Origin of the sequence: Carnobacterium sp. ISL-102, assembly GCF_018612935.1 — a bacterium.
GTDB lineage: Bacteria > Bacillota > Bacilli > Lactobacillales > Carnobacteriaceae > Carnobacterium_B > Carnobacterium_B alterfunditum.
In genome coordinates this window covers 1-23,846 of the sequence record NZ_JAGGRF010000005.1, presented here as the reverse complement: position 1 = coordinate 23,846, position 23,846 = coordinate 1, and the positions used below count along the sequence as shown (strand labels likewise).

Sequence of the window (23,846 nt, the reverse complement as noted above, 5' to 3'; positions counted from 1 at the left end):
TAAAAGATATATTATAACTTTTAATTGATAAATGGGTAAATTGAGAAGCTTCTGAGGTATAAGTAAAATCGCTTATTCCAGAAGAATTTTTGTAATACCAACGCTATTCGTTAAACAATTGAGATGTATAAGTTTTTTAATAAATTAGCATAGAGAATTCATGATACAGGTGAAAAGCAGTCAGGAGGGGTAATTTATGAGAAAGTCATTTCTAGTTTCTTTCCTAGTTATTTTATTCGGTTTTATAAGTATGGGGTGTGGAAATGAGAAAATAACGGAGTCTGTTAAAGAAGGTCAAGTACCGGTTGCATCCAATTCAATAGATACCAGTGAAATCAGTCTTTCCAGTAGTGACTCGTCTGAGCCGCTGACTCCAGATAAGATAGCCGTTCCAACGTTGTTTATTCATGGCTACAAAGGATCAGAAGGCACCTTTAGTGGAATGGTGTCGCGTTTTGAAGCCCTTAGTTTTGGAAAGAAAGTTTTAACTGTAACCGTTCAGCCGGATGGCAGTGTTTCTGAAACAGGTGAATGGCAAGAGCAAACAAATAACCCATTGATCCTGGTAGTATTTGCAGACAGTAAAAACAATGAATGGAACCAAGCTGATTGGATCAAAGCTGTGTTGTCCTATTTAAATAACATGCACCAAATCGATGAAGTTAATTTAGTCGGTCACTCTATGGGAGCGGTGAGCAGTTTAAGGTATCTGATCACCTATGGGAGTGAGGGCTCTCTTCCAACGGTCAATAGATTTGTTGCAATCGGTGCACCCTTTAATGACTTTGTGACAGGCAATGAAGAGCAGACTCTTGACGAGCTGAACCAGAATGGTCCTTTGGTCATGAGTGAGCGGTACAGAGATTTTGCTGCTGGTATCCAGAATTACCCTAAAGAAACGACAATGCTGAATATCGTGGGGGACATACAAGATGAATCAGAAGGAGATGGTATCGTTCCAATCAAAAGTGGACTGGCTATTAGTCATTTAATGCAAACGAATGGGGTAGAGTACCGCTACGAAGTCATTACTGGATTAAAAGCCTATCATAGTCAACTGCATGAAAATACTCAAGTAGATGCACTAGTAGCCGATTTTTTATGGGATACTCCATAAGCAAATGATGATCCTTAACCTGGTTAACGTTTTAGAAAATTAGCAAGAAACACAGTATACTTAGTCTCCTGTAGGCAGGCATTGATAAACTGGCTTTTATGTGCAGTAGTTCACTAGAAGAATAGATAAGGAAAGTTAGCATGATATCAGAGAGTAGTAATCAACTGAAAATCTAGAGAATAACAGTATAAAGAGTAAATATAACCAGTATTTTCAAGTCAAGCTAGTTTAAAAAGGAATAAAGTGATAAACGGGTCCTTGAAAAAAGAGAAGAATACTCTCCGGTTTCTGTCACAAAAACAATAAAATATTATTTTTTAAGCGAAACAAGTTGAACAATTCACAAAGATATTGTATGATATAACTAAAGGTATTAATACGTTTGAATTCTTCTTCAAAAATTGTGTTGGTAGCTTTGGAAACGCATAAAAAAAATTGGGGGTAAGGAAATATGATGGTTAAATCAAGTAAAAAAAGAGGTTTATTTTTAGGAGTTTGTGCATCACTTATTATTTTGGCAGGTTGTGGCAATAATGAAGAAACAGCAGAAGATGCTTCAACAGTTTCTTCAACTGTAGAGAGTGCAGAAATGGCTTCTTCAACTACAGAAAGTGCAGAAGTAGTTACAACTGCGTCAATCAGTAATGACCCTGCAGATGTAGTGGCAGGACTTAGTGCAGAAGGTACTTGGATTTATGCTATAACAGATGACGTTACTGTATCTGAAGATTTAATTGTTGCTGGGACTTTCTACGACAAAGATGATGAAAGTACAGATGTTTACCGTAAATTAGCATTGTATGCTCAAGATGAAGACCGCAATGTAACGGATGAATTTACTTTAACAGCACCTATGATGACTGTTGAATCACCTAACTTTAGAATCCAAAATGGAACATTCGTTGGAGACGTTATCGTAAAAGCTGAAGGATTCGAACTTTTTGAATCGACAGTTGAAGGAGACGTAACATTTGATTCTCAAGAATTAATGGATGCTGCAAAATTAGATGAAGGTACTGTTACTGGAGAAACTACTGTTGCTGAATAATTAATAAAATATGTTTGATAAAAACTGCTTCTATCTAATAGAGAAGCAGTTTTTTTTATTTGAGCAACAACTGTAACTAATTTTACATAGATTTATTTAATCTAAGAACACTTGAAACTTGACTTAGAACAATTAGAATACTTATTATTAGAGTAGAGAAGTAATTTAAGGAAATAGTAAAGGGGAACGAGCCAATGCAAACGATCACTTTAGCAAATGGACTAGCTATACCAGCAGTTGGAACGGGAACGAATACGTATGGTAAAGAAGGCAACCGATACAATGGAGAATTGAATGGAGATTTCAGTGCGTTGAAGTCAGCTATAAAAGCTGGATACCGCTTAATAGATACCGCTATTTCTTACCGAAATGAAGCGGGAGTTGGAACAACTATTCTTGAAAGCGGTATACCTCGCGAAAAATTTTATATTATAACAAAAATTCCTGCAGACAATGCTTATATTGGTTCAAAAGAATCCGTTGAAAAAACGGTATTGAAGAGTTTAGAAAACTTGAAAACAGATTACATCGATTTATATTTGATCCATCATCCGATCGAAGATGAAGAAAAGTTAAAACATACATGGGAAGTTTTAGAATCATTTGTGGATAAAGGACAAATCAAGTCGATAGGAGTATCTAATTTTACCATTGAGATGTTGGAAACTGTGCATAACTTTGCTCGTATTCAACCGGCAGTGAACCAAATTCAATCAAATCCACATACATGGAATCATGAATTGATCGATTATTTACTTAAAACGGACGTTGTGCCAATAGCGTGGGGACCGCTAAGCAAAGTCACTCCAGAGCAAATTAATAAATTAAATCATATCGCTGAAAACTATGGGAAAAATTGGGTACAAGTTTTATTGCGTTATCAAATCCAAAGAGGTGTGGTAGTTATCCCAAAATCACATAACGAGGAGCATCAGATAACTAATTTAAAATTATTTGACTTTGCATTAACAAAGGAAGATCAATTCTTGATCGAATCGTTATAGGAGGGGACCTTAAAATGAATCGGATCAATTTAGTTTGTCTAGGTGTAAAAGACATGAAAGCTGCACTAACCTTTTATAAAGGTATCGGGTTTGAAACCTATGAAAAAGCTGATACACCGGCAATTGTTTTTTTTAATAATCAAGGCAGTAAGCTAGAATTATTTCCGATAAAAGAATTAGCCAAGGATATTAATGAAGCCGATCCACCAGTAATGAAGGACAGAGGATTTAACGGGATCACATTAGCCTGCAATGTGAAATCAGAAAATGAAGTGGATGACTTGATCGAACTCGTAAGGCAAAATGGTGGGAAGATCGTAAAAGAACCTGTGAAAGTTAGCTGGGGCGGATATAGTGGTTATTTTCAAGATGTAGATGACTATTATTGGGAAGTCGCCTATAGTTCTAGCTGGAAATTTGACGAAAATGATATGCTTATAATAGAAAACGTATAAATTCAGGTGAAGGATAAAGTGGAGATTCAGAAATAGGATGAGTTTGATGTAAGTTCTTGTTTCAGTCTGTTGATAACTGTGTATAACCATAAATGACGACATGAGAAATGGACAATGGCAAGTGATTAAAATCATTTTAGCAGAACTTATCCACTGAAAATACCTACTTTTGTGGATAAGTTGATCTTTATTGGAACATATTTGAGAGGAGTGGAAGGTACTGTGGATGAATTTCATATCCATCCACAGTATCAACAACGAGGCAAAAAAAACATTGAATCATTTAAAAAAGACTCAAGGCAACTTCCTTTCTGAAAAGGGTGAGTTGACTGGAGTCTTTTAAAGATCTTCTAGCAGCCAGTCGACGGTTGGATGATAACGATAAACAGCTAAATCAACTTTGCCGGAATCGCTCAAGACAATACCTTCTGATAATAAATAATCTTTTTGAGTAAAAGCTCCTTCAGTATCTTTGATCGCCACTTCGCCTTTAGCGTTGATGATGCGATGCCATGGTAAATTGTACTTTGAGCTCATGGAATGCAAGATACGGACTACTTGTCTTGCCCCTCGCGAATTGCCAGCGAGAGCAGCTACTTGACCGTAAGTCATTACTTTTCCACTTGGAATCGATTGGATGATTTGGATCACACGTTCTGTAAAGGGAGTCATAGGAAGGTCCTTTCAATTTTTTATTGACTAAGAAACTTTTTTCTATCGTAACTGAAAAAAAGTCAAAATAATAGCCGTTCACTAAAGTTATTCTCAGTGAGCGGCTATTTGATTAAGTTAATTTTGCTTCAAAACGTTTAGCGAATTTTGCTAAAGTGTAACAGATGATAAAGTAAAAGAATGCTAAGGCAATAAACATCGGGATCACGTAAGTGGTATTTTGACCATAGATGATCCGGGCATTATGCGTTAATTCTGGTAAAGAGATGATAGTTGCCAGTGAAGTATCTTTGATCAAAGATATCAGCTGACTGACGATTGGAGGAACCATAGCTTTAAAAGCTTGCGGGATAATAATAAACCACAGCGTTTGAAGATAAGTTAATCCGGTAGAACGCCCAGCTTCCATTTGTCCAGAAGGGATAGAATTTAAACCAGCACGAATAATTTCTGAAAGCATAGCAGATTCAAAAATGGTCAATGCAGCTACTGCTGACCAAAAGATATCAAATCGAATACCGATCTGCGGTAAAGCAAAATAAGTGAAGAAGATAATTAAGAGCAAAGGCAAATTACGTACTAAATCAACAATAGCCCCAACAATTTTTGAAAAAATGGGAATTTTCATATACCGGAGCAAACCTAAAATAGCTCCGATAATGAAACTAAAGACAATTGAAAGTAAAGCTACTTCTACTGTTACGAGAAGTCCATCCAGTAAGAAGCGGATATTCATCCATGAAAAAGCTTCTATAATAGTCAAATGATTTCTCCTCCTTTTAAGATGTTACATTTAAGCGACGTTCGATATAACCCATCAAATAAGTTAAAGGTAATGTAATGATGAGGTAAATTGCGCCAATCAAGATGTACGTGTCAAACGTATTAAATGTTTCACTGGCAATTAAATCGCCTTGGTACATTAAATCAAGCCCAGTGACCATTGCTAGAACAGATGAATTTTTCACCAAATTAATAAATTGATTGCCAAGTGGCGGAATCACAATTTTAAAAGCTTGTGGCAATACAATATAACGCATCGTTTCATTTTGGGTCAAACCAGTTGAAAGACCAGCTTCTGTTTGACCTTTAGGTACGCCCATGATCCCAGCACGGACTGTTTCCGCAATAAAGGCAGAAGTGTAGATCGTTAAACCAATCGTACCGGCTGTGAAGCCATTCATCGAGAACCAATATAAGGGAATGACGACGTAAAAGAACATCACAATGATCAAAAGCGGAATGTTCTTGAAAAACTCTACGTAAGCATTTGCCAAGAGGTTGATCCATTTAGTTTTAGATAATTGTAAAATAGCCATCAAAGTACCAATGATCAGACTAAAAAATAAGGCAATAATACTTGAGTATAATGTATTTAGAAACCCATCAATTAAAACATCTGGGTAGGTTGTTAAGATCGTTAACATAGGTGCACCTCGCTTTTTTATTTCTTAGCAGTAAATGTACTGCTTTTTTATATGCAGCTCTAAGATGATCAGTCTAATTTAGGGATCCAATCAGCGTAAATTTCATCGTATACACCATTGGCTTTGATAGTATCCAAGGCTTCGTTTACTTCATTTAAAAAGGCATCCTGGCCTTTATTTATTGCAATACCATAAGGTTCTTGCGTAAAGATCCCACCAGCTAATCGGTAACCTGGGTTATCTGCAATGATCCCTAATAAAATAGCATTGTCTGTCGTAACGGCATCCCCTTGTCCGGATTGTAAAGCTGTAAATGCTTCAGAATAATTTTCTAATTCTAAAACATTCGCTTCAGGAGCCAATTCACGAATATTTTTTGCGGAAGTAGATCCTTTAACCGCTAGAACGGTTGTATCAGCAGATACATCGTCTAGACCTTGAATAGAGCTGTCGTTTGGAACTAGTAGAGCTTGCCCAGCATCAAAATAAACATTTGAAAAATTGACTTGTTCTTTTCGTTCTTCGGTGATCGTCATCGTCGCGATAATAGCGTCGATATTGCCGTTTTTTAATAGTGGGATACGCGTCTTAGAAGTTACTTCAACGAATTCAGCGTTAGCTGCATCACCGGTCAGTTCTTCTGTAATGGCTTTAGCAATGTCGATATCGAAACCACGGATCTCACTAGATTTGATATCATAAAGACCAAAAAGATTGGTATCCACTTTTACACCCCATGTAAGGGTTGGTTTTTCTTCTATGCGTTCTGTTATATCTACTGTAGCTGCACTCTGAGAACCACAGGCAGCAAGCAAAAAGACTGGCAGGAGTAAAAGAAGAAAAAGAGATGGCTTGTTTAATTTTTTCATCTGAAAAGTCCTCCTATTAAATTAATGATTGATGATTTTACTTAAGAATTGTTTGGCACGTTCATCTTTAGGGTTCTCAAAGAACGGAATCGTTTCGCGATCTTCAAGGACTTCTCCGTCAGCCATAAAAATGACCCGGTCAGCCACTTCACGTGCAAATCCCATCTCATGGGTAACAACGATCATTGTCATGCCTTCTTTAGCTAATTTTTTCATAACGTCTAGCACATCTTCGATCGTTTCAGGATCTAATGCACTGGTTGGTTCATCAAATAATAAGACATCAGGACCCATAGCTAATCCTCGTGCAATGGCAATACGTTGTTGTTGTCCACCAGATAAATTAGAAGGGTAAGCATCTTTTTTACCTAGCATGTTTACTTTTTCCAAAAATTTCTCGGCATCTTTTTGAGCCTCTTCTTTAGAGCGTTTCAATACTTTCATCGGTGCCAACATAATATTTTCTAAAACGGTTTTATGCGGATAAAGATTAAAGTGTTGGAATACCATCCCAACATTCTTACGAATCTCATTAATATTCGTATTCTTATCATGAACATTTTGTCCTTCAATCAATAGTTCTCCTTCAGAAATCTCTTCTAAACCATTGATACAACGTAGCATAGTACTTTTACCAGAACCAGAAGGCCCAATCACAACGACTACTTCACCTTTTTTAAAGGTAAGATTGATGTTCTTTAAGGCATGGAAGTCACCATAATATTTTTCAACATTTTTAAATTCGATCATTTAGACACACTCCTTGTTTGTTATATTTGAGTAGGTAAATCAAGAACGATGAAAGAAGGGAACCCTTGCATATTCTTGATAGAGGAAAAAATTTTGAGCAATAAAAAAAGCTTAGAACAGATAAAGAGATTTCTAATGCTTACAGTAGATCTATAGAGTATTCTATTTTTTTGTAAAGCATTTGTTCCTAGTTAGCAGGAATTCAGTTTTTTTCGGATAAACGGGCTAAACAGAATGGATGACCACACTATTAACTAAATTTATCAAGTTGAAAAATGAGATGAAAAATTCTAAAATCATATAAATAGTATAATGCACTAGCTATTTCTGTAATTATAAAGGCTTCTCTTGATAAGACTAGCGGACAAGAAAATAGTTGATTTTTGATACAGATTTATATGAAATATAGTAGCACTGAAAAGCTTATCATTAAAGAAGATTCTTTGCAAATTATTTCGGATTTTTTTAGTTCACCAAGTAACTGATTGAGTCTATTTCGTGTTAATTTGAATCGGTTCGTTTTTCTTCTTCAATACACAAGATATTTTTTTTGAAGATTGGTATAATGAAAGTAGCATAAATTTCTGAAATAAAGGGTGAAGCAAATGGAACGTGTCCATATTTATCATACAAACGATATTCATTCTCACCTTGAAAATTGGCCGAGGATCTCGGCTTATTTACGTGAAGAGTCTAAACGATTGGAACAAGAAAACGAAACAGTATTTTCATTTGATATTGGAGATGCATGTGACCGAGTCCATCCTTTGACAGAAGCCACTGATGGAAAAGCCAATATTCGTTTATTAAATGAAGTGAAATATGATGCGGTAACGATTGGAAACAATGAAGGTATTGGAAGTTCAAAAAAACAGTTGAGCCATTTATATGACGAAGCCAATTTCCCAGTTGTGATTTCAAATCTATATGATTATAAAACAGGATACCCGCCGGAATGGGCAAAAATATTCCATATCATTCAAACAGAATCTGGTCATAAAATTGGTCTGTTCGGACTGACGGCCCCTTTTCCCACTAGTTATAAACCTATTGGATGGAACGTGAAAAACCCTGATGAAGTAATAGGGGATATCTTGGAACTTTTATCTCCTTTGGTCGATTCCATTATTTTATTGTCTCATTTAGGAATTGGTGAAGATCAGCGAATTGCTGAGATGTACCCTATGATTTCCGTTATTATCGGGTCGCATACGCACCACTTATTGCCAAACGGGAAAAAAGTACGGAATACGTTGCTAGCCGCCGCTGGAAAATATGGTCAATATGTTGGTCATATTGAATTAGAAATTGATGGAAATAGGATCACAACAGCTGTGGCAACAGTTAAAGAAATGGCAACAGTAAAACCGCCTAAAAATGAAAAAGGGATAATTGAAGGTTATCAGACAAAAGGACATCAATTGTTAAATGAACAAGTAATTGCTACGATTCCTTCTAATTATTCTGTGAATTGGCAAGGCGACTCCGATTTAGTTACGCTAGGATTAGAAGCTCTTAAAGACTACGCACATACAGATGCAGCAATTCTAAATGCGGGTTTATTCATGCAGCCATTAATTGAAGGAACAGTTACAAAGGATGCTTTGCATCAGGTTTTACCACATCCTATGCGTATCTTGAGGTGTACATTAGATGGAGACAATCTGACTCGTCTTATTTATGAAATGGAAAAGAATCGCTTATTTCTCAGGAATTTCCCAATCAAGGGAATTGGATTTAGAGGCAAAGTTTTTGGCGAAATCTGTTACAATGGGGTAACTTATGATAAAATAACCGGTGAAGTCAATTGGTTGGGTGAACTGATAGAACCGGCTAAACAATATACATTTGCTACAGTAGATCATTTTATGTTTATTCCATTTTTTCCTACCATTGAAATCATAGGAACGAATGAAGTGTTGTTCCCATTTTTTATACGAAATGTCTTAGGTCAATATTTGAAAAAGCATTACCCGGCAAAAAAACCAGCCGAATGAATGGATGAAGAAAGCAGGTGAACGCGATGACAAGCGAAAACGAAACAACTAAAGAACAGACACAAGAGACACACCGACCTAAAAAAGAGGTTCATGCAAAAAAACGTCCGGTTAAACCAAGACCAAAAAAACGTGTAAAGGAAACACAACCAGTTGTACCTGAAGCAGAAGAAACATTTGATGCGGAAGATTTGACGAAGAATGAAATAGACAAAGAAGTCAATGGATTGGTCAACCCGGTTGAAGAACCAGTCGTTAAGAGAATCGATGCTACGACTATTATGATAGAAGATAAGAAATTCGAAATCGTCCAGGACTACCGAGAGGCGTTTGATTCGGAGCGATTGGGTGAGCGTTACAGCGAGATCCTAAACAAATACGATTATATTGTTGCGGACTGGGGATTTGAGCAATTACGGTTGAAAGGGTTCTATGATAACCGCAATCGAAAAGTACCACAAGATCAACGCATTGCAAATCTGCAAGATTATCTATATGAGTACTGCAATTTTGGCTGTCCTTATTTCGTTTTGCAACGAATCGATGATAAAAAAGAGCGGACAGCAACTAGTAAACCCAAAAGACGTAGAACACAAAAAAGTAAGAGTCCCACAAATGAAAAAGTAGTCAAACAAGTTCAAGCAAAAAATCCAGCTTTAAAACAAACTGATATGGTTAATTCAAAAAAAGCATCTGATAAAATGAAAGCAAAAAAAGATTTTGTCAAAAAAGAAATTTCACCAGTTGAAAAGACGAGTGAAAAAAAAGTTTCAAAAGAAACAGTTGAAACAGTAAAAGATGCTAAAGGGAAACGTCAATATAGTATCCGTCGTAAAGTAGTTCCCAAATAAATAAATAAAAATAAAGGTTGGGTTAGGTAAATGAAGTATAAAGGATATTTAATTGATTTAGATGGTACGATGTACCTAGGTAAGGAACCAATTCCAGCAGCTTCACGGTTCATTAAAAGACTGCAAGAAAATAAAATCCCCTATTTATTTGTAACAAATAATTCTTCTAAAACACAAAAAGAAGTAGCCGATAATTTGATTCAAAATTTTGGTGTTCAAACTGCTGAAGATGAAGTGTACACTAGCTCGCTAGCTACTGCAGATTATTTGACTTCATTAGGTGGAGGGAAAAAGGTCTATATTATAGGAGAAACAGGCATCAGGAGCGCTTTGAAAAATGCTGGTTTTGTTGAAGATGAAACGAATCCAGATTACGTAGTTGTAGGACTCGACCGACAAGTTACGTATCAGGACTTTGAAACGGCTACTTTAGCCATTCAAAAAGGTGCTCGTTTTATTGCAACAAATAAAGATACTAATTTACCGAGTGATAAAGGAATGGTACCTGGTGCTGGTTCGCTGGTGGCCTTATTGATAGCATCAACAAGAGTCCAACCCACTTTTATAGGTAAACCGGAAGCCATCATCATGGAAGCAGCTACTAAAACGATCGGCTTAACAAAAGAAGAAGTCATCATGGTAGGTGATAACTATGAAACGGATATTCTAGCAGGAATCAACAATGATGTGGATACGCTATTAGTACTGACTGGATTCACTTCATTAAAGGATTTAGAACATGTGGAACAACAGCCGACTTATTTATTGAATTCCTTGGATGAGTGGGTGTTCTAGTGAGAGAAAAAGGCTTGCACTTTATAGGAGTGATCTGCTTATTTTTGTTTATTTTATCGTTTTCTATTGCACTAACAATCAATTTAACACCGTTATACAATTTTGATATCGATTATTTAGGGATCTCTAAAAGTGTCGGTTTATCAAAGGAAACATTAATGGGAAATTATCGAGTGCTGCTAAACTATCTGAATTTGCCTTGGGTATCCGAGTTGGATTTCCCAGATTTCCCGAGTTCAGAAAGTGGCTTGTTTCATTTCTATGAAGTCAAACGACTATTTATGTTGGACTATGTAATTGCTTTGGTCACAGCTGTAGGATCTTTTTTCTATATTCGTTACATTAAAAACAATCAGCTCTTTTGGAAATTGGTTCGTCCGTTTCAAGTAGGGATAGCTGTTCCGTTTGTTGTATTGTTCATGATAGCTGTTAGTTTTGATCAATTATTCGTAGCTTTTCATAAATTGTTTTTTAATAATGATGCTTGGTTGTTCAATCCGTCTACGGATCCGATTATTTTAGCATTGCCCGAAACATTCTTTATGCACTCCTTCATATTGGCTTTCGTGTTGATTGAAATTCAAATCATTTTTGGTTATTTTTATACTAAAAAGCAAGCCTTCAAATAAAAAAGGGAATCTTCCAAAGTAAATAGTTGATAGGCAGCAAAGGAGGAGGTCGAGACAATGTCTCGACCTCCTCCTTTGTTTATTTTTTGTTTTGGTTAATTATTGTGTGATTCTACTTTTTTCTGGTTGGGTATGTGCTAAACGACTAGCAGCTGCAGCAGCAATTGCTCCAATGATATCATCCAAGAAAGTGTGGACTTGATTGCCTTCATGTTTATTTAATTTGCCTAAAATACCAGGCTTGATTTTATCAATGTATCCGTAATTTGTAAAACCAATCGATCCATAAACATTTACAATAGAAAGGGCTAGGATCTCATCAATTCCATAAAGACCTTCATCATCAACAATGATATCTAATAAAGGATTCATTAACTGTTTAGTCTCTGCTAAAATATCCAATTGAATGCCTGTAAGAATGGTATTTTGAACTTCTCTTTTTTTAAGAACAGCTTCTACATGTTCCAAACAAAATTCAAGCGTTAAATCATTAATATATGGCTGTTGTAAAAACATCACCAATTCGGCAATATCTTTTAATTGAACGCCACGTTGTTCTAACAATTCTAAGGCTTTTTCATGTAACTCAGTTGTATCTTTTACCATTTATATCCCTCCAATTTAAGTATGGTTTAATTATACTAGAAAGGGTATCAAATCAAAAGAGACTCGTACTATGCATAGGTTGTACTCGTTCATCTGGATCAATGTAACTCATGGCATTATTGATGGCTGTCGGTGCTTCGCCAAACCCAGTGGCGATCAATTTTATTTTCCCATCATAAGTACAAATATCTCCGGCAGCATAGATCCCAGGGACAGTTGTCTCCATCTTAGTATTTACTGGTATTTCATTGCGAACAACGTCAAAGCCCCAATTTTTCATAGGTCCAATAGAAGAAGTGAAACCATAATTGATTAAAAAGTTATCAATTTCAAGATTTTTCTCGTTTCCTCCTCGGACTTCTTTTAACTGAACAGATTGGATCTTTGAATGTTCTCCTTGAATAGCAAGTGGAATATAAGGTGTAATCACTTCAACACTCGATTGTTCTAACAAAGAAACACTATGTTCCAGTGCTCTAAATTTATTTCTTCTATGAATCAGATAAACTTTTTTGGCAAGTGGTTCAAGAGCCAATGCCCAATCCACTGCAGAATCACCACCACCACAAATAGCTACAGTACGATCTTTAAATTGTTCAATATTATTGACATAATAATGCAGAGTTTCGCCTTCATAATCATCCGCATGGTCTAACTCCAATCTGCGAGGTTGGAAAGCGCCATTCCCAGCCGTTATAATAATGGCTTTTGAATAATGAACAGATTTTCCAGTGGTCAATTCAAAAATTCCATTATCATTTTTAGAGACATCAATCACTTCTTCTTCTAAACAAATCGTCGGATCAAAACGAGAGATTTGAATGGACAGATTATCGATCAGTTCTTGTCCTTTAATTATAGGAAGCGCCGCAATATCATAGATATCTTTTTCAGGATACAACATACTTAGCTGTCCGCCTAATTGAGGCAGACTTTCAATTATTTTAACTTTTGCATTTCGCATGCCGCCATAAAAAGCAGCAAACATGCCAACAGGGCCACCGCCAATAATTGTAATATCAAAGATTTCTTGAGTAGTATTCAAAACTAAATTCCTCCATAAATGCAATTTTTCATTCAAATTATTTTAAAGTAAAGTGTACTAGATATAAGTAGTCATAGACACAAATAAAAATAGTCCTTTAACTGGGCATCTTTTTCAAGACAGCTAAAAGGACTAATAGATAGGGTCAAGAAAATTAGATAAGTGAAAAATAAGTCAATACAGCTCTTGTTGCAAAAGCGACAAGAATACCGGTAAGGATACCAAAAGAAACTTCGATTGGTTTATGCCCAAGATATTCTTTTAGATGTCGTTCTTTTTGTTCTTTAACAAGGACTGTCGGTTCATGAGACAGTTTCACTACTTTTTTTCTTAACATGTGGAAATCAATTACTAGTTGATTCAATAAGACTCCTTGTTCGCCACTTTGTCTGCGGACACCCATAGAATCGAACATAACAATAACGCCAAAAGTACTCGCTATGGCTACAAAAGGAGAAGCGACACCATATTGTAAAGCTAAAGCGGTGATAAGAGCAGCTACGGCAGCTGAGTGTGAACTTGGCATTCCACCAGTAGAAGTAGCTAATGCCCAAGTTGTTTTCCTTTGTAATAGAAAAGCTACTGGGATTTTAATCAATTGTGCAAATGTAATAGCAGTAAAAGCCGCAATAAGCGGAAAATTCGTCAAAATAAGCATCGTGTACCATCCTTTTAGAAATCTCAATATTATTTTCTTATCATACCATGAAATGAACTTTTCTTTGCCAAAAAATATTTAGGAAAGATAAAAAAAAGAGCAAAGCAGTTGTTTTCTAGGTCCATGGATAAAAAATGACTAAAAAAATAGCAATACAAGTAAGAATTCGGTATGATAGAGAAGTAAATATAAAATAGGAGGACGATAAAATGTCTGAATTTCCACAATTATCAAATGAAGTAGCAGAAAATGAAAAAGTTGCTACACTTAAAACAACTATGGGTAATTTGAAAATTAAATTATTTCCTGAAGTTGCCCCTAAAGCTGTAGAAAACTTTGTTAAGTTAGCCGAAAGCGGCTACTACAATGGAATTATTTTCCACCGTGTTATCCCTGATTTCATGATCCAAGGTGGAGACCCAACTGGAACTGGTATGGGCGGAGAAAGTGTTTGGGGAAGTGCTTTTGAAGATGAATTCTCAGACAAAGCATTTAACCTTAAAGGTGCTCTTTCTATGGCAAATGCAGGTCCTGGTACAAACGGAAGCCAATTCTTTATCGTATCGGCTTCTCAAACACCAGCAAATATGATAGGTCAACTTGAAGCTGCTGGTTATCCTGCAGAAATCGTTGAAGCGTACAAAGAGAATGGTGGAACACCATGGTTGGACAACCGTCATACTGTTTTTGGTCAAGTAATTGAAGGAATGGATGTTGTAGATGCGATCCAAAGTGTAAAACGCGGACCTCAAGACAAACCAGTAAACGATATTGTTATCGAAAGCATTGAATTAGCTTAATAAAAAAATAAGCTAGTGAAAGCCTACTAGTTAAATAGAAAAAATGATGATTGAGTTTTCTCAGTCATCATTTTTTCTATTTTTTTATTTTAACCAGTTGGATGATCAAAAGCATATTTTATGCGATCCAATCCGTCGACAACTACCGCATGAGGAGCAGCAAAGTTTAAACGCATGTATTGTGCTCCGGCGGGACCATAAGCTGAACCAGCATTTAAACCGATTTTGCCAACCTTTGCAAAATGGTCGGTCAAGCTCTCATCAGGAATACCTATAGTAGAGCAATCGAACCAGAATAAATAAGTTCCTTGAGGTTTCATATAGGAAACCTCAGGCAATTTAGTATCAAAAAAAGTGCAAATAGTATCTAAGTTGATTTTTAAATAAGCTAAGAGTTCTTTTAACCAAGGACCGCCAGTTGTAAAAGCTGCCTCTGTAGCTGCATAGCCAAATGTATTGATGCTGTTTTGTTCGGTTTTTGCTTGAGCCAATACCAAGGCACTTCGCAACGTTTCATTTTGTACAAAAATCATAGAGTTTTTAGTGCCTGCCAAATTAAACGTTTTAGTAGCTGCGGTAAGAGTTATGACGAATTCTTTGTAAGCTTCATTGATGGCGGCAACAGGGAAAAATCTCTCGGGTTGATAAACGAGATCTCCATGTATCTCATCGCTGCATAAAAGAACTTGGTGTTTTTGGCAAAGATCAGCTAATTGAATCAATTCTTGTTTTGTCCAAACGCGTCCCCCAGGATTTTGCGGATTACTTAAAATAAACAATTTTATATTTTCATGAATAAACTGTTGCTCTATGTCCTTGAAATCCATCCTGAACAGACCATCTATATTAATTAATGAAGATCGAACCACTCTTCGGTTGTTCAACGTCACCATAGTTTCAAAAGGATTATAAACTGGATCGTGGATCATTACGGCATCTTGTTCTTTTGTAAACGTTTGGATCAACAAGGCAATACTTGGGACAACTCCAGGCGAGAATAAAATATCGTGAGCGGTTAAAGCGAAATTATGGTGTTCTTCTTGCCAATTAATAATAGCTTGATAAAGAGTATCAGGAGGGAAAGTGTACCCTAAAATGCGTTGATCTAATAATTTTTTTAACTCATTTAAAATCAAAGGCGGGTTTGCAAAATCCATATCGGCTACCCACATAGGTAAAATAGGGTCATCACCAAATAATGTTTTTGGATAGCCCCACTTGATACTATTCTGTTCATGTCGATCAATGAATTCATCAAAATTAAAATCCATATATATCTACTTCCCCCATTCAAAAATTTAGCTATCAGCGCTTTAATAAGTATACTAATAAACGCAATAGATACCTAATTTGTTTGCAGTAGGTTACCAAACGGATCAAAAAAATCAAAGTAACGTTAAAATGAAAACGTATTCCAGACACGTATTGTTGTTATTTGTGCTAAAATAAAATTATAATAAAAAACTCTAGAAATGGATAAGTGAGGTGATAGGATGAGGTATAAAATCGGAATGGTCGTTAAAGGCAAAATTACTGGAATTCAACCTTATGGTGCATTTGTTTCTTTAGATGAAGAAACACAAGGGCTTATCCATATCTCAGAATGCAAACATGGTTTTGTTAAAGACCTAAGTGAAGTATTAGCAGTTGGAAACGAAATTGAAGTAATGGTACTCGATATTGATGAATATACAAAAAAAATCAGTTTATCTTTGAGAGCATTAGAAGAAAGTACGACATTTCAATACTATTATAAAAAGAGACGACAACATCATGAAAAATTTGGAGCGCTAGGTTTTGACACAATAAAAGAGTCGATACCTAAATGGATAGAAGAAGCAAAAGAAGATGAAAAAAAACAGAATCAGGTTTTAAAAGGATAATTGACCTATTGCAAACAAAAAATGCGTTTAAAACTATAGGCAGAGGTGTAGACTAATGACAGAAAAAAGATGGGTAGCTGGAACTATTATGGCCAAAGACCCAGAAGGTAAATATGTTTTTTTGGTAAAAAAAGAAACTGATATGGATTTTTTTACTGCTACTGAAATCAATAGTGCTAAAACAGGTTTAGCTAGTATAATAGATAAACTAAAAACTATTTTACCGATTGAAGCATCCGACTTAAAATTATATGAACTGACAAATGCAATAGTTAATGACGACCGTATCCCTTTATTCGTTTTTGAATTTCTTAATGAAGAAGTCAATTATAGGCTGTTAACTGAAAATAATGATAGCTCTCTTTTCTGGCTGGATTCTGATGAACTTACAAAGACATTGGAAAGATGGGAAATTTCAGGAGTGCCGCAATTTAAATAAGATGATTTTTACCGGCATGTCTCATTAGCGAAATGCCGGTTTTTTCTTGCTTTTTTTTACTAAAACAACTAAAGTTAAGAGGTATGAGGATATTGTCTTTATCCTTTAAAACAATTAATTGGAGGGATTTACGTGGGTCACATTAAATTCGATTATTCAAATATTGAAAATGTTGTACAGCCGCATGAATTGACAAACTTACAACAACAAGTTACCACTGCAGACGAAATGCTGCGCAAAGGAACTGGAGCAGGCAACGAATACCTAGGTTGGATCGATTTGCCAAAAAATTACGATAAAGAAGAGTTTGGACGCATTAAAGCAGCTGCTAAGAAGATCCAAAGCGATTCAGAAATTCTTGTTGTTATCGGAATCGGTGGATCTTATTTAGGTTCAAAAGCTGCAATTGATTTTCTAAATCATTCTTTTGTTAACTTACTTGATAAAGATGCTCGCAAAGCACCGCAAATTCTTTTTGCTGGAAACAGCATTAGTTCAAGTTACCTACACGACTTGATCCAAGTCATTGGAGACCGTGATTTTTCAGTGAATATCATTTCTAAATCTGGTACAACTACTGAACCGGCGATTGCTTTTAGAGTATTTAAAGAACTGCTAGAAAAAAAATATGGTTTAGAAGAAGCGAAAGCACGAATTTATGCTACTACTGATAAAGAACGTGGAGCTTTGAAACAAGAAGCAAATGCACAAGGTTATGAATCATTTATCATTCCTGATGATGTTGGTGGACGTTTCTCTGTTTTAACAGCTGTAGGTTTATTGCCAATTGCAGCTAGCGGAGCAGACATTGATCAATTGATGAAAGGTGCTGCAGATGCATCAGTTGAATTATCTAGTGATAAAATCGAAGAAAATGAAGCTTATCAATACGCAGCATTGCGTAATATCTTATACCGTAAAGGAAAAGATACTGAAATTTTAGTTAACTATGAACCATCATTACAATATTTTTCAGAGTGGTGGAAACAATTAGCTGGAGAATCAGAAGGTAAAGACCAAAAAGGAATCTATCCTTCAAGTGTAAACTTCTCTACTGATTTGCATTCAATGGGTCAATACATCCAAGAAGGACAACGCAATATCTTTGAAACGGTTATTAAAGTTGCTAAACCAAAATTCGATATGGCTATCCCATCTACTAAAGAAGATTTAGACGGATTAGGCTACTTAGAAGGAAAAGGTATTGATTATGTAAATACCAAAGCTTTCCAAGGAACTCTTTTAGCTCATACTGATGGAGATGTACCTAACATGATCGTAACGATTCCTCAACAAGATGCGTATACATTAGGTTACATGATGTACTTCTTTGAAATCGCAATCGGTTTATCTGGTTACTTAAATGGCGTAAACCCATTTGACCAACCAGGTGTGGAAGCATACAAGAAAAATATGTTTGCTTTACTAGGAAAACCAGGATTTGAAGAATTAGGTAAAGAATTAAACGCACGTCTATAATCAATAGATTAATAAAATAGTAACTAGTTAAAAAATTAAAAGTCTTAGCTTTCTCTGCTATCATAAGATAGGAATAGAGGTGCTAAGGCTTTTTTTAGTAGTATTAAATAATTCATCTTAAAAAAGAAAGCTGATAGAACTATATTTAGACAAATTGCTAACTCGTTATTGGGTGTGGAACATTCTCTGAATCTTGGTTTCAGGGCATTATTTCCAACGGTTTCTTGCTCTATGAGTGCTGTAGTGTTGGGAAATATGATAGGATCAACATATAAGAATGGGGAGTGATCGTGATGGCAAAAATAAGAAGAAGTAGTTTAATGAAATATATTCTTGGAGTTCTAATGTTTATTATCTATGTAGCAGCTGATTTGACCATGGATAAAATGTTGTTCCCAATGCTAACAGAATCGCAGAAAGAACAGCATATTGAAATTGTTTCCAAGTATATGATTTTTTTAAACTTAGTATGGGTGTGGCTAGTAGGTTATATCTTATCCAGACATATATTGATGGAACATGAGAATAGGATAGTAAAATTGACAACAATTGTCTTCGGGAGTGCTCTAGTTGCAACTGTTGTTTTTTCATTTATATCCTTACCATTGATTTGTACTGCGTATACCTTTCCGCTACTAGCACCTATATGTTTATTTTTTCATGACTATGGTCTTTTTGCCTACTTTGTTATTATGATACCTATACTTAGTTACAGGTATTTTAAAAAGCCTAGCCAATGATTTGCCACTTAAAAGGTGGATGTATTACTCTACGCCATAAGTTTCTGCGAGTTCAATCATGGTTTTATTGAATTCGGTTTGAAAATGGTTGGTGGTGTTAAGTTTTTTATTTACGATAAGACTAATGTAAAAGTATGGTGCATTTTCAATAGGAACTCTGACTAGCCTAGGATGATCTTCTACTAATATATCACTCATAAAAGCAAGCATATCAGTTGAAGAAGCAATGGATAGTGCAGTCTGGATTTCTTTAGTGTAAAGGGTTTTCGGCTGTTCAATGTGGCTGTCTTCAGTCCATTGTTCAAAAATTCGCTGATGAGTGTAACCTTGTTCCAATGAAATGAATAGTTCATCCTGAATTTCGGCTGCTGTAACACTATCTTTCTTAGCTAAGTGGTTTTCAGGTGATACCCAGAGTGCCACTTCTTCTTTTTTTAAAAGAATCTGCAATAAATTATCGTCTGTAAAAGTAGGACGATCACTTCCAATAATGGCTAAAGGAATCTGTCCTGATTTTACCAACTGCAACATCAAATCTGAACTTTCTTCTTCGATGAGTTTCATAGAGGCGGAAAATTTAGTCAAATGAGGCATTAGTCGACCCATAAATTGGCCACCAATAGTTGGCAAGAAACCAAAGTAAACCACTTGGTTTTTTAAATCATGAATTTCTTCTGTTACAGTATGGATGGTTTGTAAAATTTGCATTGAATGTTTGTACAATATTTCACCAGTTTCAGTTAGGTTTAGGTTCTTGTGAATTCTTTTTCTATTTATTAAGACGGTATCTAGCTCTTTTTCCAATCGTTTTAGGGACATTGAAATAGAGGGCTGAGATACATAGAAATGCTCTGCAGTTGCGGTGAAACTTAAAGTATCAGCTAAGTAGTTGAAGTAAACTAAATCTTGTAAATTCATGGTGTCCTCCTTTGAGATATTGTGAAAGTGTTATCATAAACAAACGCTATACAGACATACGTTATTATAAATATAATTTATGATAACATAAAAAAATGCTATTTTCTAAGTAAAATCAAACATGCTATAGTAAGTTTATTGAAGGCGCTTACAAGAAATGGAAGGATGTGAAATTTTTGAAAATAATCAAACAACTTTCTTGGATTTTCTTGTTTTCCTTTTTAGGAGAAGTGATTTCTACTTTAATTGCTTCATTTATTGCGATTCCAGGAAGTGTTATCGGGATGGTTTTCTTGTTCCTTGCTTTACATTTTAAATGGATCCGTATCAAGCAAGTAGATGAAGTTGGAACATGGTTAACAGATAATATGGGGATTTTCTTCGTTCCGGCTGGTGTTGGACTAATGTCTAACTTTTGGTGTCTTGGCCAATACGTGGTGGCAGTTGCTGATTGTTATGGCAGTGACAACGACTCTTATGATAGGATTTGTCGGAAAAGTTGTACAAACAATAAAATGGCGTACTGAAAAAGGTGTAGTAGTGGAGAAGGGAGATAGAACTAATGCTTGATAGTATTTTAAATAGACCACTTTTGTGGATCGCTGTGACAGTTGTCCTGTACTTACTATCCGCTAGGCTGAAGGATAAGTGGCCAAATCCATTATTTACACCATTAGTATTTGCGATCATCGTCATCATAATTCTGCTGTTAGTAACGGGTATCTCACTGGAAACCTACAATATAGGCGGACAATTTTTTAGTTTGTTTGTCACCCCAGCTACAGTTGCTTTAGCAATCAAGTTGGAAAAGAATTTTGTTTATTTGAAAAAACATTACACGGCGATCTTAACAGGAATATTTTCTGGCGTTATTTTCCATACGATCATGATCTATGCTTTCGCCTTGTTATTCCAATTTGACCAGAACATAGCGGCGACGCTGATTCCAAAATCGATCACAACAGCGATTGCAGTTGGCGTTTCGGGTTCTCTAGATGGGATCGTCTCTCTAACTGTGGCCTTAGTTGTTTTCACTGGAGTAACCGGAGCCGTTGTCGGTCAAACAGTTTTCAAATTGTTCAATATTACTGATTCAGTTGCTCAAGGGGTCGCCTTGGGAAGTTCATCCCACGCAATGGGAACCGCAAAAGCCATTGAAATGGGAGATGTTCAAGGTGCTATGTCTGGACTGTCAATTGTTGTTACAGGAATTATCGTAGTTATACTAGCACCATTAACCGTACCGATAACAAATTTACTATTTTAATTTACTTTAAACTTTAAAAAATATGATTTAAAAGGATGGTAGAAAATTATGGCAGACGAACAAATTATTAAATACGATGCACCAACAGTAGAACAAGAAATTGAAGTTATAAGTACTTATCGACTTGAAGAAAAAGCCAGAGAAGTAGTTCCTAAAGGTGGTTTCGATTATATTTCGGGTGCTTCCGGAGATGAGTTCACCTTAAAACAAAACAATGAAGCTTGGTCTCATAAGGGGATCTTACCTCGTGTACTAGCTGATGTCGAAAATCCTGATACATCAACCTCTATCTTAGGGCATGATCTTAAAGTCCCTTTCATTATGGCACCAATTGCAGCACATGGTCTAGCTCATACGACTAAAGAAGCGGGGACAGCCAAAGGGATTTCTGAATTTGGTGGAACAATCATGTCGATCAGCGCTTATTCAGGAGCATCTTTTGAAGAAATTGACAAAGGCTTAAAAGGGAATCCTCGTTGGTTCCAAATTTACATGAGTAAAGATGATGAAATGAATAAAAACATCCTAGACGAAGCAAAGGCAGATGGGGCTACAGCAATCATCTTAACAGCAGATGCAACATTAAGCGGCAATCGCGAAAAAGATATGTTAAATAAATTTGTTTATCCATTCGGTATGCCAATTGTATCTCGTTACTTGACTGGATCAGGTAAGAATATGTCGTTAAATAATATATACGCTCAATCGAAACAAAAAATCAATCCTGCAGACGTAAAATTCTTAGCTGAATATTCGGGATTACCAATTTTTGTTAAAGGGATTCAATCTCCTGAAGATGCTCTACTAGCGATTGGCGCTGGAGCTGCTGGCATCTGGGTATCGAATCACGGTGGTCGTCAGTTAGATGAAGCACCAGGTTCATTTGATACGTTAGCTGAAATTTCTAAAGCGGTCGCTGGTCGCGTCCCAATTGTATTCGACAGTGGCATTCGACGTGGAGAACATATCTTTAAAGCTATAGCAAGTGGTGCTGACATTGTCGCTGTAGGCCGTCCAGTATTATATGGATTAGCTCTTGGTGGATGGAAAGGTGTTAAATCAGTTTTGGAATATTTTGAAACAGACTTGAAACGCGTGATGCAATTAGCTGGAACACAAACGATCGAAGATGTGAAAAAGGCTCATTTGTTTGATATCAAAAAATAAAAGCTTATGATGCAATATCGCTGGTGCCCGTATGGGTACCAGTTTTTTTGTGTATGGACTCAGCATGAGTGTTAATCTAATAGTAAAATATCGTTATAGACTTACTAGAGAGAACTTTAATAGAAGAATAAAATTCTAATAATATAGAGTCGTAATGGATGCTTATAATAAAAACATATTGAATAGTAGTATTTTTTTATAGTAAAGTATTGTAATAACGAAAAATCAAATATAAGCTTCTAGTATCATATAGAAGAAAGGGGAATAATATGAGCGATAATTTTAGGTTTCATCAAGCAAGACCTGAAAACATTAAGATGATCGATAAGTTGCTCATAGAAGCCGCACTATGGTTAAAAGCAAAAGGATCTCTACAATGGAATGGCATCCTTGAAGGAAAAGATAATCATGATACAGCAAGTGCTATCAATAGAGGAGAAGTATTTTACGGAACACTGAATGATGAATTAGTTGGGATGTTGATATTATGGAATCGCCAAAGTGAATGGGATGCTGCTTTATGGGGAGAGGATCATGGCGATGATTTTTACTATCTTCATCGATTAAACATAAAAAGAGACAAAGCTGGAAAAGGGAATTCGCATTTAATGATCGATGCAGCAAAAGAATACGCTCGTAAAGAGCAAAAAAAGGCTCTTCGTTTAGATTGTATTGCTGATAACGAGTTTTTAAATCAGATGTATCTCAAAGAAAAATTCGAGTTTGTCGATTGTAAAGAAAACTTTAATGCTGGGGAACAACAAAATGACTTCAATTTATATCAATATAGAATAGAATGAATTTAAAAAAAGCGAACGATTATATAAAATGATTTTTTATAGATCGTTCAATTTGTTTGTTTCATATAGAAGTAATACAAATTAAAATGCAAGGAAATGGTAAAATATACGCTTTTTTTAAAAAAATAAAAAAAACAATATCTTTTTATTGACCAGTAACAAAAAAATTGTTATAGTAATTGATGTTGCTAAGAGAGATAAGCGATATTCATAATAACGTTTGAAAATTTATTGTAAAAATAATGTTGACAAAACGTAAAAAAATATGTTAATCTATCTAAGTCGTACATGAATTAAACGAGTAAGCAAATGGATAAATATTCAATTAAAAAAATATTTTTTCAAAAATTTGTTGACAAGTTGAAAAGCAACTGCTATAATTTAGAAGTTGTCATGAACTGACACAACGCACTTTAGACCTTTGAAAACT

27 protein-coding genes are annotated in these 23,846 nt (G+C 35.6%); 17 read left to right on the top strand and 10 right to left on the bottom strand.

Annotated features, from left to right (window positions below):
• Positions 1-196 precede the first annotated feature (196 nt).
• The 4 genes from J7E16_RS05115 to J7E16_RS05100 all read left to right on the top strand — a co-directional run bounded on the left by J7E16_RS05115 (position 197) and on the right by J7E16_RS05100 (position 3,624).
• A complete protein-coding gene (locus J7E16_RS05115) occupies positions 197-1,117 on the top strand; it encodes an alpha/beta hydrolase (RefSeq protein WP_251006078.1) in 921 nt (306 codons plus the stop codon).
• Between the two features lie 451 nt (positions 1,118-1,568).
• Positions 1,569-2,165, top strand: coding sequence for a polymer-forming cytoskeletal protein (locus J7E16_RS05110; RefSeq protein WP_353049863.1), 597 nt, complete (start codon positions 1,569-1,571; stop codon positions 2,163-2,165).
• Positions 2,166-2,359: 194 nt separating this feature from the next.
• The gene (locus J7E16_RS05105; RefSeq protein WP_214889473.1) at positions 2,360-3,169 is read left to right on the top strand and encodes an aldo/keto reductase family protein; all 810 of its coding nucleotides are present in this window, start codon (positions 2,360-2,362) and stop codon (positions 3,167-3,169) included.
• 14 nt (positions 3,170-3,183) lie between these two features.
• Positions 3,184-3,624: a VOC family protein gene (locus J7E16_RS05100; protein ID WP_214889472.1), complete on the top strand. Its 441-nt coding sequence runs from the start codon at positions 3,184-3,186 to the stop codon at positions 3,622-3,624.
• A gap of 339 nt (positions 3,625-3,963) precedes the next feature.
• On the opposite strand, the gene J7E16_RS05095 is transcribed toward J7E16_RS05100, so the two are convergent.
• From J7E16_RS05095 to J7E16_RS05075, 5 genes are all read right to left on the bottom strand, one after another.
• Complete coding sequence (locus tag J7E16_RS05095; RefSeq protein ID WP_214889471.1) at positions 3,964-4,296, bottom strand: MGMT family protein; 333 nt, start codon at positions 4,294-4,296, stop codon at positions 3,964-3,966.
• Positions 4,297-4,408: 112 nt separating this feature from the next.
• Positions 4,409-5,032, bottom strand: coding sequence for an amino acid ABC transporter permease (locus J7E16_RS05090; protein WP_034549095.1), 624 nt, complete (start codon positions 5,030-5,032; stop codon positions 4,409-4,411).
• Positions 5,033-5,075: 43 nt separating this feature from the next.
• Positions 5,076-5,723, bottom strand: a complete 648-nt coding sequence (locus tag J7E16_RS05085) for an amino acid ABC transporter permease (protein WP_214889470.1) — start codon at positions 5,721-5,723, stop codon at positions 5,076-5,078.
• A 68-nt stretch (positions 5,724-5,791) separates the two neighbouring features.
• A complete protein-coding gene (locus J7E16_RS05080) occupies positions 5,792-6,592 on the bottom strand; it encodes a transporter substrate-binding domain-containing protein (protein WP_034547702.1) in 801 nt (266 codons plus the stop codon).
• 21 nt (positions 6,593-6,613) lie between these two features.
• Positions 6,614-7,342, bottom strand: coding sequence for an amino acid ABC transporter ATP-binding protein (locus tag J7E16_RS05075; RefSeq protein ID WP_034547703.1), 729 nt, complete (start codon positions 7,340-7,342; stop codon positions 6,614-6,616).
• Positions 7,343-7,947: 605 nt separating this feature from the next.
• On the opposite strand from J7E16_RS05075, the gene J7E16_RS05070 reads away from it, so the two are divergent.
• From J7E16_RS05070 to J7E16_RS05055, 4 genes are read left to right on the top strand one after another with little or no spacing between them, the layout of a single operon-like run.
• Positions 7,948-9,339, top strand: coding sequence for a bifunctional metallophosphatase/5'-nucleotidase (locus J7E16_RS05070; protein ID WP_214889468.1), 1,392 nt, complete (start codon positions 7,948-7,950; stop codon positions 9,337-9,339).
• A 26-nt stretch (positions 9,340-9,365) separates the two neighbouring features.
• Entirely contained in the window at positions 9,366-10,190 is an 825-nt protein-coding gene (locus J7E16_RS05065; protein WP_214889466.1) for a YutD family protein, read from the top strand.
• 30 nt (positions 10,191-10,220) lie between these two features.
• Positions 10,221-10,985 (top strand): TIGR01457 family HAD-type hydrolase, encoded by a 765-nt coding sequence (locus tag J7E16_RS05060; RefSeq protein ID WP_214889464.1) that lies wholly within the window; start codon positions 10,221-10,223, stop codon positions 10,983-10,985.
• Between the two features lie 44 nt (positions 10,986-11,029).
• Complete coding sequence (locus tag J7E16_RS05055) at positions 11,030-11,614, top strand: TIGR01906 family membrane protein (protein WP_251006077.1); 585 nt, start codon at positions 11,030-11,032, stop codon at positions 11,612-11,614.
• A gap of 99 nt (positions 11,615-11,713) precedes the next feature.
• On the opposite strand, the gene J7E16_RS05050 is transcribed toward J7E16_RS05055, so the two are convergent.
• From J7E16_RS05050 to J7E16_RS05040, 3 genes are all read right to left on the bottom strand, one after another.
• The gene (locus J7E16_RS05050) at positions 11,714-12,220 is read right to left on the bottom strand and encodes a phosphatidylglycerophosphatase A family protein (protein ID WP_214889459.1); all 507 of its coding nucleotides are present in this window, start codon (positions 12,218-12,220) and stop codon (positions 11,714-11,716) included.
• 52 nt (positions 12,221-12,272) lie between these two features.
• On the bottom strand, positions 12,273-13,265 hold the full coding sequence (locus tag J7E16_RS05045) for an NAD(P)/FAD-dependent oxidoreductase (protein WP_214889456.1): 993 nt from the start codon (positions 13,263-13,265) through the stop codon (positions 12,273-12,275).
• Positions 13,266-13,419: 154 nt separating this feature from the next.
• Positions 13,420-13,923: a divergent PAP2 family protein gene (locus J7E16_RS05040; RefSeq protein ID WP_034547712.1), complete on the bottom strand. Its 504-nt coding sequence runs from the start codon at positions 13,921-13,923 to the stop codon at positions 13,420-13,422.
• Between the two features lie 209 nt (positions 13,924-14,132).
• On the opposite strand from J7E16_RS05040, the gene J7E16_RS05035 reads away from it, so the two are divergent.
• Positions 14,133-14,723: a peptidylprolyl isomerase gene (locus J7E16_RS05035; RefSeq protein ID WP_034547714.1), complete on the top strand. Its 591-nt coding sequence runs from the start codon at positions 14,133-14,135 to the stop codon at positions 14,721-14,723.
• 89 nt (positions 14,724-14,812) lie between these two features.
• Here J7E16_RS05035 and J7E16_RS05030 read toward each other — a convergent pair whose 3' ends face one another.
• Positions 14,813-15,994: a MalY/PatB family protein gene (locus J7E16_RS05030; protein WP_214889454.1), complete on the bottom strand. Its 1,182-nt coding sequence runs from the start codon at positions 15,992-15,994 to the stop codon at positions 14,813-14,815.
• Between the two features lie 222 nt (positions 15,995-16,216).
• Here J7E16_RS05030 and J7E16_RS05025 point away from each other — a divergent pair, with 222 nt between their 5' ends.
• The 4 genes from J7E16_RS05025 (at position 16,217) to J7E16_RS05010 (ending at position 19,264) form a co-directional block, all read left to right on the top strand.
• Positions 16,217-16,606 carry a CvfD/Ygs/GSP13 family RNA-binding post-transcriptional regulator gene (locus tag J7E16_RS05025; protein WP_034547718.1) on the top strand — a complete coding sequence of 130 codons (390 nt, stop codon included), beginning with the start codon at positions 16,217-16,219 and terminating at the stop codon, positions 16,604-16,606.
• A 55-nt stretch (positions 16,607-16,661) separates the two neighbouring features.
• Positions 16,662-17,045, top strand: a complete 384-nt coding sequence (locus J7E16_RS05020; RefSeq protein ID WP_214889451.1) for a hypothetical protein — start codon at positions 16,662-16,664, stop codon at positions 17,043-17,045.
• Between the two features lie 132 nt (positions 17,046-17,177).
• Complete coding sequence (locus J7E16_RS05015) at positions 17,178-18,524, top strand: glucose-6-phosphate isomerase (RefSeq protein ID WP_214889448.1); 1,347 nt, start codon at positions 17,178-17,180, stop codon at positions 18,522-18,524.
• 293 nt (positions 18,525-18,817) lie between these two features.
• The gene (locus J7E16_RS05010) at positions 18,818-19,264 is read left to right on the top strand and encodes a hypothetical protein (RefSeq protein ID WP_214889445.1); all 447 of its coding nucleotides are present in this window, start codon (positions 18,818-18,820) and stop codon (positions 19,262-19,264) included.
• Between the two features lie 24 nt (positions 19,265-19,288).
• Here J7E16_RS05010 and J7E16_RS05005 read toward each other — a convergent pair whose 3' ends face one another.
• Positions 19,289-20,182 carry a LysR family transcriptional regulator gene (locus J7E16_RS05005; RefSeq protein ID WP_214889443.1) on the bottom strand — a complete coding sequence of 298 codons (894 nt, stop codon included), beginning with the start codon at positions 20,180-20,182 and terminating at the stop codon, positions 19,289-19,291.
• A gap of 176 nt (positions 20,183-20,358) precedes the next feature.
• On the opposite strand from J7E16_RS05005, the gene J7E16_RS05000 reads away from it, so the two are divergent.
• From J7E16_RS05000 to J7E16_RS04985, 4 genes are all read left to right on the top strand, one after another.
• Positions 20,359-20,709, top strand: a complete 351-nt coding sequence (locus J7E16_RS05000) for a CidA/LrgA family protein (protein WP_251006076.1) — start codon at positions 20,359-20,361, stop codon at positions 20,707-20,709.
• Between the two features lie 35 nt (positions 20,710-20,744).
• Complete coding sequence (locus tag J7E16_RS04995) at positions 20,745-21,449, top strand: LrgB family protein (protein ID WP_214889440.1); 705 nt, start codon at positions 20,745-20,747, stop codon at positions 21,447-21,449.
• A gap of 48 nt (positions 21,450-21,497) precedes the next feature.
• A complete protein-coding gene (locus J7E16_RS04990) occupies positions 21,498-22,616 on the top strand; it encodes a lactate oxidase (RefSeq protein ID WP_214889438.1) in 1,119 nt (372 codons plus the stop codon).
• 269 nt (positions 22,617-22,885) lie between these two features.
• A complete protein-coding gene (locus J7E16_RS04985; protein ID WP_214889435.1) occupies positions 22,886-23,416 on the top strand; it encodes a GNAT family N-acetyltransferase in 531 nt (176 codons plus the stop codon).
• Positions 23,417-23,846: the final 430 nt, after the last annotated feature.

Bases quoted from the DNA above. Each gene is read 5' to 3' on its own strand.
- J7E16_RS05115 (WP_251006078.1), top strand. From the start codon at position 197: ATGAGAAAGTCATTTCTAGTTTCTTTCCTAGTTATTTTATTCGGTTTT.
- J7E16_RS05110 (WP_353049863.1), top strand. From the start codon at position 1,569: ATGATGGTTAAATCAAGTAAAAAAAGAGGTTTATTTTTAGGAGTTTGT.
- J7E16_RS05105 (WP_214889473.1), top strand. From the start codon at position 2,360: ATGCAAACGATCACTTTAGCAAATGGACTAGCTATACCAGCAGTTGGA.
- J7E16_RS05100 (WP_214889472.1), top strand. From the start codon at position 3,184: ATGAATCGGATCAATTTAGTTTGTCTAGGTGTAAAAGACATGAAAGCT.
- J7E16_RS05095 (WP_214889471.1), bottom strand. From the start codon at position 4,296: ATGACTCCCTTTACAGAACGTGTGATCCAAATCATCCAATCGATTCCA.
- J7E16_RS05090 (WP_034549095.1), bottom strand. From the start codon at position 5,032: ATGAATATCCGCTTCTTACTGGATGGACTTCTCGTAACAGTAGAAGTA.
- J7E16_RS05085 (WP_214889470.1), bottom strand. From the start codon at position 5,723: ATGTTAACGATCTTAACAACCTACCCAGATGTTTTAATTGATGGGTTT.
- J7E16_RS05080 (WP_034547702.1), bottom strand. From the start codon at position 6,592: ATGAAAAAATTAAACAAGCCATCTCTTTTTCTTCTTTTACTCCTGCCA.
- J7E16_RS05075 (WP_034547703.1), bottom strand. From the start codon at position 7,342: ATGATCGAATTTAAAAATGTTGAAAAATATTATGGTGACTTCCATGCC.
- J7E16_RS05070 (WP_214889468.1), top strand. From the start codon at position 7,948: ATGGAACGTGTCCATATTTATCATACAAACGATATTCATTCTCACCTT.
- J7E16_RS05065 (WP_214889466.1), top strand. From the start codon at position 9,366: ATGACAAGCGAAAACGAAACAACTAAAGAACAGACACAAGAGACACAC.
- J7E16_RS05060 (WP_214889464.1), top strand. From the start codon at position 10,221: ATGAAGTATAAAGGATATTTAATTGATTTAGATGGTACGATGTACCTA.
- J7E16_RS05050 (WP_214889459.1), bottom strand. From the start codon at position 12,220: ATGGTAAAAGATACAACTGAGTTACATGAAAAAGCCTTAGAATTGTTA.
- J7E16_RS05040 (WP_034547712.1), bottom strand. From the start codon at position 13,923: ATGCTTATTTTGACGAATTTTCCGCTTATTGCGGCTTTTACTGCTATT.
- J7E16_RS05035 (WP_034547714.1), top strand. From the start codon at position 14,133: ATGTCTGAATTTCCACAATTATCAAATGAAGTAGCAGAAAATGAAAAA.
- J7E16_RS05030 (WP_214889454.1), bottom strand. From the start codon at position 15,994: ATGGATTTTAATTTTGATGAATTCATTGATCGACATGAACAGAATAGT.
- J7E16_RS05025 (WP_034547718.1), top strand. From the start codon at position 16,217: ATGAGGTATAAAATCGGAATGGTCGTTAAAGGCAAAATTACTGGAATT.
- J7E16_RS05020 (WP_214889451.1), top strand. From the start codon at position 16,662: ATGACAGAAAAAAGATGGGTAGCTGGAACTATTATGGCCAAAGACCCA.
- J7E16_RS05010 (WP_214889445.1), top strand. From the start codon at position 18,818: ATGGCAAAAATAAGAAGAAGTAGTTTAATGAAATATATTCTTGGAGTT.
- J7E16_RS05005 (WP_214889443.1), bottom strand. From the start codon at position 20,182: ATGAATTTACAAGATTTAGTTTACTTCAACTACTTAGCTGATACTTTA.
- J7E16_RS04995 (WP_214889440.1), top strand. From the start codon at position 20,745: ATGCTTGATAGTATTTTAAATAGACCACTTTTGTGGATCGCTGTGACA.
- J7E16_RS04990 (WP_214889438.1), top strand. From the start codon at position 21,498: ATGGCAGACGAACAAATTATTAAATACGATGCACCAACAGTAGAACAA.
- J7E16_RS04985 (WP_214889435.1), top strand. From the start codon at position 22,886: ATGAGCGATAATTTTAGGTTTCATCAAGCAAGACCTGAAAACATTAAG.